The organism is Devosia riboflavina (assembly GCF_000743575.1).
GTDB classification, from domain to species: domain Bacteria; phylum Pseudomonadota; class Alphaproteobacteria; order Rhizobiales; family Devosiaceae; genus Devosia; species Devosia riboflavina.
The window spans coordinates 1-12,594 of record NZ_JQGC01000015.1; the positions used below are offsets into that span (position 1 = coordinate 1).

A 12,594-nucleotide genomic window follows, 5' to 3' on the forward strand; every position below is an offset into this window, starting at 1 on the left:
TGGCGAACGGCCGAACCCCAATGCCCGTCCGACCGGCAATACGCGCCCGGCCGGCTCCACCGGCACGCGCCCCGCAGGCACTGGCACCCGCCCGGCCGGCGATCGTCGTCCCGCCGGCGCCGGCATGGCCCCGATCGGCAATGTGCCGCCCGCGGCCCCCAGCGAGGCCGATGGCCGTCGCGTCCGGACCGGCGCGCCGCAGCAGCGTCCGACGACCGAAGCCGAACTCGAAAATGCCCGCCGCGCCTCGCGCGCCCAGCCCGAGCGCCCCTCGCGCCGTGGCGATGAGGGTGCCGCCCGTGGCCGTCTGACGGTTTCGAGCGCCACGACCGAAAGCGATAGGGATCGCGGTCCCTCGCTCGCCGCCATGAAGCGCCGTCGCGACAAGAAGATGGGCCGCAACCAGCAGGATGCGCCAAAACTCAGCCGCGAAGTGGTCATTCCGGAAGTCATCACGGTGGGCGAACTCGCCAACCGCATGGCCGAACGCTCCGTCACCGTCATCAAGATGCTGATGCAGCAGGGCAATATGGCCAAGATCACCGATGTGATCGATGCCGATACCGCTGAACTGATCGCCGGCGAACTCGGCCACACCGTCAAGCGCGTCTCGGAAGCCGACGTCGAAGAAGGTCTCTTCGATCTTCCCTCCGACGACAAGGCCGAGGATCTGACCGATCGTGCGCCCGTCGTGACCATTATGGGCCACGTCGACCACGGCAAGACCTCGCTCCTCGACGCCATCCGCGAAGCCAATGTGGTTTCCGGTGAAGCCGGTGGCATCACCCAGCATATCGGCGCCTACCAGGTCGAAAAGAACGGCACCAAGATCACCTTCCTCGACACCCCGGGCCACGAGGCGTTCACCGCCATGCGTGCCCGTGGCGCCCAGGCAACTGATATTGCGGTGCTGGTCGTGGCGGCCGATGACGGCGTCATGCCGCAGACCATCGAATCCATCAAGCACGCCAAGGCGGCCGGTGTTCCGATCATCGTGGCCATCAACAAGATGGACAAGCCGGACGCCAATCCCCAGCGCGTGCGCACGGAACTGCTGCAGCACGAAGTGTTCGTGGAATCCATGGGCGGCGAAGTGCTCGATGTGGAAGTATCGGCCAAGACCCGCGCCGGTCTCGACAAACTGCTCGAAACCATCCTGCTGCAGGCCGAAGTCCTCGAACTCAAGGTCGCCCGTGACGGTCGCGCCGAAGGTATCGTGGTCGAAGCCAAGCTCGATCGCGGCCGCGGCGCCGTGGCCACCGTTCTCGTGCAGCGCGGCACGCTGCGCGTCGGCGACATTCTCGTCGCCGGCACCGAGTTCGCGAAAGTTCGCGCCCTCATCAACGACAAGGGCGAGCAGGTCAAGGAAGCTGGTCCCTCGGTTCCGGTTGAAGTCCTCGGCTTTACCGGTGTGCCCTCGGCCGGCGATCGTTGCTCGGTCGTCGAAACCGAAGCGCGTGCCCGCGAAGTCACCGAATATCGTCAGCGCGCCATCCGTGAAAAGACGGCCGGCGGCGGCGCCACCAGCCTCGAGCAGATGATGAATCAGCTCAAGGCCAATGGCATCGCCAAGTTCCCGCTGATCATCAAGGGTGACGTGCAGGGTTCGGTGGAAGCGATCGTGGCCAGCCTCGACAAGCTCGGCACCGACGAAGTCTCGGCGCAGATCCTGCATCAGGGCGTTGGTGGTATCACCGAAAGCGACGTGACGCTGGCAACGGCTTCCAAGGCCGTCATCATCGGCTTCAACGTCCGTGCCAACAAGCAGGCGCAGGACCTGGCGACCCGCGAAGGCATCGAAATCCGCTACTACAACATCATCTACGACCTCGTGGATGACGTGAAGTCGGCCATGTCTGGTCTCTTGGCGCCAGAGCGCCGCGAAACCTTCATCGGCTACGCGGAAATCCTCGAAGTCTTCCAGATCACCAAGGTCGGCAAGGTCGCGGGTTGCCGCGTCACCGAGGGCCTTGTGGAACGCGGCGCCGGCGTGCGCCTCCTCCGCGACAACGTCGTCATCCACGAAGGCAAGCTCAAGACGCTCAAGCGCTTCAAGGACGAAGTCAAGGAAGTCCAGGTCGGCCAGGAATGCGGCATGGCCTTCGAAAACTACGAAGACATCCGCCCCAAGGACGTCATCGAATGCTTCCGCGTCGAGACCGTGCAGCGCACGCTCTAAAACGCTGCCAGACAAGAAAATTAAAGGGCGTGGCCACGGGCCGCGCCCTTTTTGTTTGTGCCCTTCGCTGCCATCTTCCTAAGATCGAGGCGCGGAGGAGAGAGCTACATGCAGATCATCATGATGGACGTCGACGGCGTCCTCGTTGCCGGTCGTCCCAAGGATGGCGCGCACCTTTTTACCGACCTCGAAGCCGACCTCGGCATCTCGGCGCCGACCCTCCAACGCGAGTTCTTCAAACCGCGCTGGCCGGATATCATCACCGGACGCAAGGCGCTCCTTCCCGAACTCGCCGAATTCCTCACCGACATCGCGTCAGCCGTCTCCGCCCAAACCCTGATCGACTACTGGTTTGAGAATGACTCCCGGCTCGTTGAAGCGGTTATCGAGGGTATGGCAGAACTGCGCACCAGAGGACACCTGGTCTATCTCGCGACAAACCAGGAGCACATGCGCGCCACCTATCTGATGGAGGTCATGGGCCTCGCCCGCCAGGTCGACGGCATCTTTTACTCGGCCGCCATCGGACACCGAAAACCCAGCCAGCAATTCTATCGGCACATCCAGGACACGCTGGGCAGTTCACCCGACGACATTACCCTCGTGGATGACACGGAAGACAATGTCATCGCCGCGCGCGAGCAGGGATGGAATGCCATTCACTGGCGGGCGAACATGTCGCTGCTTGACGAACTCGCCAAAGTCCCTAGACGTTTTCCCGCCTGAACCGCTCCACCCATTGCCGGCTCGTCGCATCGGCCATTTTGGCCGTCGGCACCGCCATGGCGAGGGCAATGCCCTCGTCGAGCCCGAGGCGCGCAAAAATCTCCGCCAGGGCCCGCTGCGGCGCAGCAGTGACCCCTTCATAAGTCAGCCGCAGCGGCGTGATCCGATAGGCCGCAAAGAAAGCGTCCCAAGCCCGGTCGTCCGCTTCCAGGTCCGCCAGCACCGCCGCGATCCTTTTGCCGTCATAGACCGGCTCCGGCCGCTCCAGCGATCCCTCGAGCACGCTGCCATCGGCATTGAGGTGCCAGAGCCCGGTCTGTTCAGCCCGCACCAGCGAGACCGCCTGACCGAGCTTGTCGCCGCGCGAGAGGTGGATATAGAGGAGGGGCCCAAACGCCGCCTCGAGCTGCGCCGGCACGGTATCCGCGCTGCCAAAAACCCGCTCCAGCCGCCGCCCGGCATCGGCAAGGCTCGAATACATCACCCGCAGCCCAAAGATTCCCGTTCCCGCCCTGCCGGCTTCGCGCATGGCCGCGAGATAGGCACGATCAAAGGCCGGCGTATCGATGCCCTTGGCCGGGGAAACACCCCAATCCTGCGCCCAATGCGCAATATCGACCTCGCGAAAATAGGAGTTCGGCCTGCCGGCGACGGCGCTCCGATAGAGCATTTCGCAGATCAGCGTACTGCCCGAGCGCGGCGTGCCGCAGATGAGATAGCTTTGGGGGAACTGTGGCATGAGCCAGTCTTAGCGCGTCCCGCGTCCCGATGGCGCATGTCGAGAAAAATAAAATCGCGATGTCGAAATTCGGCAATGGCCTCCGTTCTTGGGTCATTTCCAATCGAGGACAGCGTCCAATGCCCCTTACCGCCACCACGCTCTATAGCCTGCCGCTCATCCTGATCTGGCTGGTGCTCTTCGTCAGGGTTTCGGCGACCCGGGCGCAATACAACCAGTCCTTCGGCGATGGCGGCCATGCCGACCTGCTGCAAAAAATTCGCCAGCACGGCAATTTCATCGAATGGGTGCCCTTCGTGCTGCTGCTCATGCTGCTCGCCGAGGCGCAGGGCACCAGCGCCATCTGGCTCCATATTGCCGGCGCCCTGCTGGTGCTGGGCCGCCTGGTTCATCCCTTCGGCCTCCCGCCGGGGAACGCGGCACATCCCCTGCGCTATCTCGGCAATGGCTCCAACTTTCTTGCCGTGGCGGTGCTGGTCGTCTGCCTCGTGCTGATCCTACTCGGTCGCCCGGCCTAGCGCCGTCTTCCGTCTTCTCTTAAGCCTGATCCAACCAGAGGTTACAAAATGCAATATATGCTTCTCATCTATGCCGACCCGCAGCGCGAGCCCAAATATGGCACGCCCGAACACGAGACCATGATGTCCGGCTATTTCGCTGCCAACCAGCAGATGAAGGCCGATGGCGTGCTCGTCGCCGGCGAGGCCCTCAAAAACATAGACACCGCCACCTCGCTGCGCCTCAATCGCGGCAAGGTCGAAACCATGGACGGCCCCTTTGCCGAAACGCGCGAGCATCTGGGCGGCTATTATGTCATCGAGGTGCCCGATCTCGACGCCGCCCTGCGCTATGCCGCCCTGATCCCCACCGCGGCCTATGGCACGGTGGAAGTGCGCCCGCTGATGACGTTCAATCCCGCGGGCAATTGAGATGACGCAGGCCGCCTCCGGCGCCGTTGCGGCGACAAGGGCCCTCGAGGGTTTGATGCGCAATGACCGGGGGCGGCTCATGGCGGCGCTGATCGCCCGCCTCGGCAATTTCCAATTGGCCGAGGAAGCCTTGCAGGATGCCATGCTGTCCGCCGTCAGCCATTGGGGCCGCAATGGCGTGCCCGCCGCGCCGCTCGGCTGGCTGCTGCAAACCGCCTATCGCAAGGCCATCGATCGCCTGCGCCAGAGCAAATCGGAGGGCCGGAAGGTCGACGCCCTACGCCTGCTTACTGCCGAAACGCGCGAGGATGACGCCTACGACATTCCCGACGAACGGCTGCGGCTGATCTTTACCTGCTGCCACCCCGCTCTCGAGCCCAAATCGCAGGTGGCGCTGACCCTGCGCACCATTTGCGGATTGTCGACACATGACATCGCCGCCGTCTTTCTCGACGCCGAACCGACCATGGGGCAGCGCCTCTCCCGCGCCAGGGCCAAGATCACGGCGGCGGGCATTCCCTATGCCGTGCCGGAGCCGCAGGATTGGGCCGAACGGCTGCAGGCCGTGCTGGCCGTCATCTATCTGGTCTTTACCAGCGGCTATGCCGGCACTGCCGAGAGCCGCAAAAATCTCGCAGCCGAGGCGATCTTCCTCGCCCGCCTGCTCGACAGCCTGCGCCCCGCCGATCCGGAGATCGAAGGGTGTCTCGCCCTCCTGCTCATCACCCATGCCCGGCACGGCGCCCGCGAGGACCATACCGGCGCCACCGTGCCGCTCGCCGCACAGGATCGCGGCCGCTGGGACCGGGCGCTGATTGCCGAAGGCCTCGGCCTGCTCGATCGCGCCATGAACCGGCGCCTGCCCGGCCCCTATCAGATCAAGGCCGCCATCGCCGCCTGCCATATCGGCGAAAACGGCTCGGATTGGCCGCAGATCGTGCTGCTCTATGACAGCCTCTTGCGCTTCGAACCGACGCCCGTGGTCCGGCTCCACCGCGCCGTCGCCATAGCCGAGGCCGGCCGCCCGGACACCGCGCTCGCAATGATCATGCCGCTCCAGGCCGAACTCGGCGCCTATCAGCCGTTTCACGCGGCTTTTGCCGAGCTGCTGGCCCGCAGCGGGCGGAAAGCCGAAGCGCAAGCCGCCTATGAAAGAGCCATCGCCCTGGCCACCAACGAGGCCGATATCGGCTTCCTCAAGGCCCGGGCGCAAGCAGTTCGCGAATAGCGCGTTTCATCCTTCACCGGGTCTGTCCCAAACTCGATTGTCACCCCGGCGAAGGCCGGGGCCCATCTCCCGATCTCAGGGTGGACCCCGGCCTTCGCCGGGGTGACATCTGGTGGAAGAGAACCACCTTACCAAACCGTTTCATCGACATGTGAAACGCTCGAATGCTCGGGGCGTCCAAAAGGCTTTGTCACCCAACCCGTTGGGCGAATCGACCCTAGCATCGGCCCCTAAAAACGAAAGAGCCCGCTCCTTGCGGAACGGGCCCTGGATGCCGGATGCGGGTGACTACGGTATGAACCGCGGCCGGCAGTATATTTTGGAGGTCGTGACGAGAGTTTTCGCTCCCGGGTGCCACGATCCGCCAGAACTATTGCGGCGACATTGCGAAAGGCACGGTCGGGAAAACTGTTACCGGTTTTCCCGTAATCCGCACTTAGGCGTTGATCACCGTCACGCGCGTGCCCGAGGGGACGCGGGCATAGAGATCGATGATGTCCTGGTTCATCAGGCGAATGCAGCCCGAGGAAACGTTGGTGCCGATCGTATAGGGTTCGGTCGTGCCGTGGATACGGAAAAGCGTATCGGCACCGTTTTTGTAGAGGTAAAGCGCGCGCGGCCCCAGCGGGTTTTCCGGACCTGCGCCCATGCCATTGGCCCAGGGGCCATAGCGATCGGGCTCGCGGGCGATCATCGACTTGGTCGGGGTCCAGCGCGGCCATTCGGCCTTGCGGCCGATGGTGGCATCGCCGCGGAAGACGAGAGCCTCGTCCTTGCCGACGCCGATGCCGTAGCGCAGCGCGCGGCCATTTTCCATGACGAGATAGAGATAGTGTGCCGGGGTATCGACCACGATCGTGCCGGGACGTTCGGTGGTGAAATAGGGCACTTCCTGGCGCCACCATTTCGGATCGACGCGACGCAGATCCATGGCGGCGATCGGGTAGGCTTCATTGGTGACCGGGCCGTACATGCGCAGGTAGTACGGATCGATGGTCGGCTCCTGGACCACAGGCTGACGCGTGGTCGAACAGGCTGCCAGGGCCGTCGCGGAGAGGCCGATGAGGAAAAGGCGGCGGGAAATCAAAACTGGAACCTCGGGACAGGCAAAGAATCACGTCGAGAGGGCAGGGCGCCGCCTCGTTCCTTGCAGTAACGCTTCTCCCGCTTAACGTGGCACGAATGCGGCGGTTCCTCGCCACAATGTGATCATAGTTCGGCCTGTTGCCGAAATCCCACAGGTCTCACGCGGCTGTGATGGAGTGGATGGCAGCGACGAGATCAGGCCCGGCCGCGGCTGCTTCATGGTCGATACCGGACAAGAAGCTCACCCGCGCCTGCGGCAGCAGTGCCTTATAGAGGGCGGGGTGGTTTTTCGCGACCACTTCGTCCCTGTCGCCCTGAAGGATGACGAGGTTCGAGAGGGCCTGCAGCCTCGTCCCGGCATCCTCGGGCAGGGCGAATTCGGCGATCTCCCAGTCCTCGGCGCTCCAGAAAGGCGCGGCCAGCGTCAAGACGCCGAGGAGCCGATCCGGCAGGCCAAACCGCGTCAGAACCTGCAAAATGGTCGACCCGCCCAGCGAATGCCCGACAAGGACGAAGTCGCTGGGAATCGCCTTGATTTCACCTGCCACCGCCGCGATCCACGGTTCGGCCTCGGGCGCGTCCGGCTTGGGCATCAGCGGCGCAATCAGCCTCAGATCAGGCGGCAGAATGGCGCGCAATGCCCCGACGAGGGCGCTGCTGCCTTCTCCCGGCCCCTGCGGACCGGCGCTATGGATGAAAAGCACCGTGATCATGTGGGGATAGTGACCCAAAGGCACGAAAAGCAAAAGGCCCGGATCGCTCCGGGCCTTTCAATATTCTTGCTTGGAAAACGCGCCTTATTCGGCAGCGTCGTCCTTGGCTTCCCGGACGATTTCCTTGCCGGTCGCCTGGTCGAGCACCTTCATCGACAGGCGGACCTTGCCGCGCTCGTCAAAGCCGAGGAGCTTGACCCAGACCTTGTCGCCTTCCTTGACCACGTCGGTGGTCTTGGCAACGCGCTGGTCGGCGAGCTGGGAAATGTGGACGAGGCCGTCCTTGGCGCCGAAGAAGTTCACGAAGGCGCCGAAATCGGCAGTTTTCACGACGGTGCCCTGATAGATGCCGCCAACTTCGGCTTCGTCGGTGATCGAACGGATCCACTTGATCGCGGCTTCGATCTGCGAGCCATCCGAGGACGAAACCTTTACGGTGCCGTCGTCTTCGATGTTGATCTTGGCGCCGGTCTTTTCGACAATCTCGCGGATGACCTTGCCGCCGGTGCCGATCACTTCACGGATCTTGTCGGTCGGAATCTTCAGCGTTTCGATGCGGGGAGCGAACTCGCCCACTTCGCCGCGCGAGGCCGAGAGGGCCTTGGACATTTCAGAGAGGATATGAATACGACCGTCCTTGGCCTGGCCGAGAGCGATCTTCATGATCTCTTCGGTGATGCCGGCGATCTTGATGTCCATCTGCAGCGAGGTCACGCCCGCTTCAGTGCCGGCCACCTTGAAGTCCATGTCGCCGAGGTGATCTTCGTCGCCGAGAATGTCGGAGAGAACGGCGAACTTCTCGCCTTCGAGGATGAGACCCATGGCAATACCGGCCACCGGGCGCTTCATCGGCACACCGGCATCCATCAGCGCCAGCGAGGTACCGCAAACGGTCGCCATGGAGGACGAGCCGTTGGATTCGGTGATCTCGGACACGATACGGATCGTGTAGGGGAATTCTTCGATCGAGGGGCGGATCGGGTTGATGGCGCGCCAAGCGAGCTTGCCGTGACCGATTTCGCGACGACCGGGCGAACCCATGCGACCGGCTTCACCGACCGAGTAGGGCGGGAAGTTGTAGTGCAGCAGGAAGTTTTCCTTCTTGGTGCCTTCCAGAGAATCGATGAACTGCTCGTCTTCGGCGGTGCCGAGGGTGGCAACAACCAGGGCCTGGGTTTCACCACGGGTGAAGATGGCAGAACCGTGGGTACGCGGCAGGACACCGACTTCCGCCAGGATCGGGCGGACGGTTTTCAGATCACGGCCGTCGATACGGCTGCCGGTATCCAGAATGTTCCAGCGAACGATCTTGGCCTGGAGGTTGTGGACGACTTCGCCCAGCTCTTCCTTGGTCAGCTCGCCGGCTTCGATCTTGGCCGCAAAAGCTTCCTTGACCTTGGCATTGGCGGCATCGACCGCAGCATAGCGCTGGGCCTTTTCGGTGATCTGGTAGGCAGCGCGGAGGTCGGCTTCGGCAATGGCCAGAACTTGAGCTTCAAGTGCCGAGAAATCCGGAGCCGTGAAATCGCGCGGTTCCTTGGCGGCAAGCTCGGCCAGCTTGATGATCGCCTGGATGACCTTGGCGCTTTCGGCGTGGCCGAACATGACGGCGCCGAGCATGACTTCTTCGGACAGCTCCTGGGCTTCCGATTCAACCATGAGCACGGCGTCCTGGGTGCCGGCCATGACGAGATCGAGCTTGCTGTCCGAGCGACGATCGATCGACGGGTTCAGCACATAGGCGCCATCGATATAGGCAACGCGGGCTGCGCCGATCGGGCCCATGAAGGGAACGCCGGAAATGGTCAGCGCAGCAGAGGCTGCGACCATCGAGAGCACGTCAGGATTGTTTTCCATGTCGTGCTGCAGAACAGTGACGATGACCTGGGTCTCGTTCTTGTAGCCATCGGGGAAGAGCGGGCGGATCGGACGGTCGATGAGGCGCGAAACCAGCGTTTCGTTCTCGGTCGGACGACCTTCGCGCTTGAAGTAGCCGCCCGGGATCTTGCCGGCGGCAAAATACTTTTCCTGGTAGTTGACGGTCAGGGGGAAGAAATCCTGGCCCGGCTTGGGCGACTTGGCCGAAACCACGGTTGCGAGCACAACGGTCTCGCCCAGCGTCGCGAGCACGGCGCCGTCCGCCTGGCGGGCGATCTTGCCGGTTTCGAGCGTCAGCGGCTGGCCGCCCCAGTTGAGTTCGACCTTGTGGTGGTCAAAATTGATCGACATTTGGTGTCTTTCCATTCTGCCGGAGCGCGGGAACGCGGAATAGGCGAGGGTCCGCGAACGCTTCGGTGTGCCCGCACCGGTGCCGCACCCCATGTGCGCGCCGGCTCAAAATCAGGCACTGTTTCTGTCTGTGACAGGTTCAGAACATGGACAAGACAACAAGCGTCTCCTCAGCGGAAGGCGCCAATAATCCTGCCATGCTCCGGCGCTGCCGGCCTAAGGGGGAGCAATAGCTCCGAGTAAGCCCATAAAGGGCAACCGGCGCGGAAGAGACCTCCCGCGCCGGAAACTTGGGTCGCTTAGCGACGGAGGCCGAGCTTTTCGATCAGCGTCTTGTAGCGGTTCTCGTCGACCTTCTTGAGGTAGTCGAGGAGGCTACGACGGGTCGAAACCAGCTTGAGGAGACCACGACGGGAGTGGTTGTCCTTGTTGTGGCCCTTGAAGTGTTCGGTGAGGTTGGCAATACGCTCGGAGAGGATGGCAACCTGCACTTCCGGCGAGCCGGTATCGTTGGCAGTGGTTGCATATTCCTTGATGAGGGCGGTCTTGCGCTCAGCGGTAATCGACATCGGCAAATCCTTCTAGAATTTTGAGGATGAAAGAGCCCCAGCCAGGATGTCGTCCAGGTAGGGCCTGTTTATAGCGCGGGCAAAGTGAGCCTGCTGGCGGTCCCTATAGTGCAAAGCACCTGATAAAGCCAGCTTATTGATTCCGGCGCTCTTCGAGCTGCTCGTCGGGCCGCACCGCGGCAAAGGCCGGATCGAGCGCGGTCATGGGAATATCGATGGTCCATTCGACCCCATCGGCATGTTCATGGCGCTCGACCTTGGCCCCGAGCGCCCCGCCCACCATGGAACGCAGCACGGTCGTCCCGAACCCCGCCCTTTCGCTGGCCTTAAGCGGCGCCGACAGGGTTTCGCGCCAGCGCATGGCGAGCTGGTCGTCGTCCTCATTCCAGGAAAGGGTCAATTTGCCCCTTTCATCAGCAAAGGCGCCATATTGGGTGGCGTTGACCGCCAGCTCATGCACCGCCATGCCCAGGATCTGCGCCCCCTGCGGATTGATCCTCAAATCGGCGCCCTCGATGCGCACCCGCGTCGCGTCCTGCGGCCGGAACGGGGCCAGATGCAGGTCGATCAGTTCGCGCAGCGACACGCCGGCTCGTCCATGGGCGAGCAACAGGTCGGTCGAGCGCGCCAGCCCCATGATGCGCCGCTCCAGCCCCTCGACATAGCGCGGCACGTCCGTCGCGCCCCGCGCCGTCTGCTTGGCCATGGCGGAAATGACGGCCATCTGGTTTTTCGAGCGATGCGCCAGTTCGCGCATCAGGAAGCGCACGTCGCGCTCCGCCGTCTGCCGCTGGCGCGAGGCCTGCACCAGGGCCTTTGAAACCTCGTCGATCTCGGCGACCGGATAGTGCCGCTCGAACACGGCTTCGCCGCGCCCAAGGCGTTGCGCATCGAGCCGCAGGCCCCGCACCGAGCGGCTCAATTGCTGGGCGATGAAAACAGCGATCAGCGAAGCGACAACGGCGATAACGAGACCCCAGGCCGCCAGTTGCAGCAGCGATTCCCCCAAGGGGCGCTTGACGCTCGAGGCCGAAGCCCAGGCAATGATGCGCCAGCCGGTCAGGCCCGAGCGCCATTCCGAGGTCACGACGGTTTCCCCGTGCAATTGTTCCTCGGTCCAGCCCGAGGTCGTGTCCTCGAGATTGCGCCGCATCGGCAAAGTGTCGCCAATGGCAAATTCGTCCCCGGTGGTCGAGGCGATGACGGTATTGCTGCTGTCGACCAGCGCCGCATTCCAGCCCTGCGGCAATTCCCGCGATTGCAGGACGGGAATGAGATCCCGGGCATTCTGGGTCAGCGCTAGGAGGCGCACCGGCTGCTCATCGGGCAGGGGCAGCCACACATTATAGACCCAGGTCTGCGCCACCTGGCCGAAGAACAGGCCCGAAATCGTCGGCCGCCCGCGCTCGATGGCCCGCGTTGCCGTCGCTGCATCCGAGGAGAGCCCGAGGGGCGAACCGAATTCGACCCGGCTATTGAGCAATTGCTGGGCGTTGGCATCGGTGCCGATGAGATAAGAACCGGTGCCCGCCAGCGCCACGGTAGCGCGGCGATGGAATTCCCCGAGATCGCCCCCGGCAAGGGACGGGTCGGACGAGAGCACGCGCAAGGTCGTCGCCATGCCCGAAATTTCGCGATCCACCGCCTGGCCCATGGCCTGCACAGTGGCATTGGTGAGGGATTCGACGACCTGTTCCTGCGCGTCATTGGTGCTGTTGAGCAGCACCAGCGCCACGATCAGCGCCGGGATCAGAATGACAAGCATGAGCGTGAGCAGGTAGAGCGCGACCGGCAGGGGCCGTCGCGATCTCAAACTCCGCGCCTTGCCGGACTCTGCGGCCCGGTCCTGGGCTTGTGCTGCCATGGCGTTCTGGTCCTTGCCGACTGGCAGGTTGGGCCCGGGCGGGCCAGTCAATATTTGGCGCTAGCGTCGCTGGCAGGAAAACTCTCGTCTACCGCCTCGTCCACCTTATCCCATTTCTTCGGCTTGTCAGCCTGCGCTTCAGCCCCCGCATTGCGGACCTGCACCGGGGAATCCTTCGGTCCAGGCTTGTGCCCGTCCCTCATGGCGGCGGCTTCTGCCTTGTGTGGTGTGCTCATGACCAGATCCTTTATTCTGCGATCACACAACACGCGGGGACCCAGCGCGGTTGCAGGCGGTAGCATCACACCTTCTCGTCTGGTAAATAGCCCGTC

The 12,594-nt window shown here is 63.4% G+C and carries 12 protein-coding genes; 5 read left to right on the plus strand and 7 right to left on the minus strand.

The window, feature by feature from the left end; translation table 11 throughout:
* Nucleotides 1-2,179 (plus strand): translation initiation factor IF-2 (gene infB / locus JP75_RS15280; RefSeq protein ID WP_169745532.1); only part of this gene is annotated, 2,179 nt, incomplete at its 5' end.
* A 108-nt stretch (nucleotides 2,180-2,287) separates the two neighbouring features.
* Entirely contained in the window at nucleotides 2,288-2,905 is a 618-nt protein-coding gene (locus JP75_RS15285) for an HAD-IA family hydrolase (protein ID WP_035084571.1), read from the plus strand.
* Here JP75_RS15285 and JP75_RS15290 read toward each other — a convergent pair.
* Nucleotides 2,886-3,644, minus strand: coding sequence for a Stf0 family sulfotransferase (locus JP75_RS15290; protein WP_035084575.1), 759 nt, complete (start codon nucleotides 3,642-3,644; stop codon nucleotides 2,886-2,888). The genes JP75_RS15285 and JP75_RS15290 overlap by 20 nt on opposite strands.
* 119 nt (nucleotides 3,645-3,763) lie before the next feature.
* Between JP75_RS15290 and JP75_RS15295 the strand changes: the two genes are divergently transcribed.
* From JP75_RS15295 to JP75_RS15305, 3 genes are read left to right on the plus strand one after another with little or no spacing between them, the layout of a single operon-like run.
* Nucleotides 3,764-4,162, plus strand: coding sequence for an MAPEG family protein (locus tag JP75_RS15295; RefSeq protein ID WP_035085066.1), 399 nt, complete (start codon nucleotides 3,764-3,766; stop codon nucleotides 4,160-4,162).
* A 48-nt stretch (nucleotides 4,163-4,210) separates the two neighbouring features.
* The gene (locus tag JP75_RS15300; RefSeq protein WP_035084577.1) at nucleotides 4,211-4,573 is read left to right on the plus strand and encodes a YciI family protein; all 363 of its coding nucleotides are present in this window, start codon (nucleotides 4,211-4,213) and stop codon (nucleotides 4,571-4,573) included.
* Between the two features lies 1 nt (nucleotide 4,574).
* Nucleotides 4,575-5,801 (plus strand): RNA polymerase sigma factor, encoded by a 1,227-nt coding sequence (locus JP75_RS15305; protein ID WP_035084580.1) that lies wholly within the window; start codon nucleotides 4,575-4,577, stop codon nucleotides 5,799-5,801.
* Nucleotides 5,802-6,237: 436 nt separating this feature from the next.
* Here the strand turns inward: JP75_RS15305 and JP75_RS15310 are convergent, their stop codons facing one another.
* The 6 genes from JP75_RS15310 to JP75_RS15335 all read right to left on the minus strand — a co-directional run bounded on the left by JP75_RS15310 (nucleotide 6,238) and on the right by JP75_RS15335 (nucleotide 12,498).
* Nucleotides 6,238-6,888: a L,D-transpeptidase gene (locus tag JP75_RS15310; protein ID WP_035084583.1), complete on the minus strand. Its 651-nt coding sequence runs from the start codon at nucleotides 6,886-6,888 to the stop codon at nucleotides 6,238-6,240.
* Nucleotides 6,889-7,045: 157 nt separating this feature from the next.
* Nucleotides 7,046-7,600 (minus strand): alpha/beta hydrolase, encoded by a 555-nt coding sequence (locus JP75_RS15315; protein ID WP_152565864.1) that lies wholly within the window; start codon nucleotides 7,598-7,600, stop codon nucleotides 7,046-7,048.
* 84 nt (nucleotides 7,601-7,684) lie between these two features.
* Nucleotides 7,685-9,829, minus strand: a complete 2,145-nt coding sequence (pnp, locus tag JP75_RS15320) for a polyribonucleotide nucleotidyltransferase (RefSeq protein WP_035084585.1) — start codon at nucleotides 9,827-9,829, stop codon at nucleotides 7,685-7,687.
* Nucleotides 9,830-10,128: 299 nt separating this feature from the next.
* Nucleotides 10,129-10,398 (minus strand): 30S ribosomal protein S15, encoded by a 270-nt coding sequence (gene rpsO / locus JP75_RS15325; protein ID WP_035084587.1) that lies wholly within the window; start codon nucleotides 10,396-10,398, stop codon nucleotides 10,129-10,131.
* Between the two features lie 133 nt (nucleotides 10,399-10,531).
* Nucleotides 10,532-12,262 carry a sensor histidine kinase gene (locus JP75_RS15330; RefSeq protein ID WP_035085074.1) on the minus strand — a complete coding sequence of 577 codons (1,731 nt, stop codon included), beginning with the start codon at nucleotides 12,260-12,262 and terminating at the stop codon, nucleotides 10,532-10,534.
* A 47-nt stretch (nucleotides 12,263-12,309) separates the two neighbouring features.
* A complete protein-coding gene (locus JP75_RS15335; protein ID WP_152565865.1) occupies nucleotides 12,310-12,498 on the minus strand; it encodes a hypothetical protein in 189 nt (62 codons plus the stop codon).
* Nucleotides 12,499-12,594: the final 96 nt, after the last annotated feature.

Bases quoted from the DNA above. Each gene is read 5' to 3' on its own strand.
- JP75_RS15285 (WP_035084571.1), top strand. From the start codon at position 2,288: ATGCAGATCATCATGATGGACGTCGACGGCGTCCTCGTTGCCGGTCGT.
- JP75_RS15290 (WP_035084575.1), bottom strand. From the start codon at position 3,644: ATGCCACAGTTCCCCCAAAGCTATCTCATCTGCGGCACGCCGCGCTCG.
- JP75_RS15295 (WP_035085066.1), top strand. From the start codon at position 3,764: ATGCCCCTTACCGCCACCACGCTCTATAGCCTGCCGCTCATCCTGATC.
- JP75_RS15300 (WP_035084577.1), top strand. From the start codon at position 4,211: ATGCAATATATGCTTCTCATCTATGCCGACCCGCAGCGCGAGCCCAAA.
- JP75_RS15305 (WP_035084580.1), top strand. From the start codon at position 4,575: ATGACGCAGGCCGCCTCCGGCGCCGTTGCGGCGACAAGGGCCCTCGAG.
- JP75_RS15315 (WP_152565864.1), bottom strand. From the start codon at position 7,600: ATGATCACGGTGCTTTTCATCCATAGCGCCGGTCCGCAGGGGCCGGGA.
- pnp (WP_035084585.1), bottom strand. From the start codon at position 9,829: ATGTCGATCAATTTTGACCACCACAAGGTCGAACTCAACTGGGGCGGC.
- rpsO (WP_035084587.1), bottom strand. From the start codon at position 10,398: ATGTCGATTACCGCTGAGCGCAAGACCGCCCTCATCAAGGAATATGCA.
- JP75_RS15330 (WP_035085074.1), bottom strand. From the start codon at position 12,262: ATGGCAGCACAAGCCCAGGACCGGGCCGCAGAGTCCGGCAAGGCGCGG.
- JP75_RS15335 (WP_152565865.1), bottom strand. From the start codon at position 12,498: ATGAGCACACCACACAAGGCAGAAGCCGCCGCCATGAGGGACGGGCAC.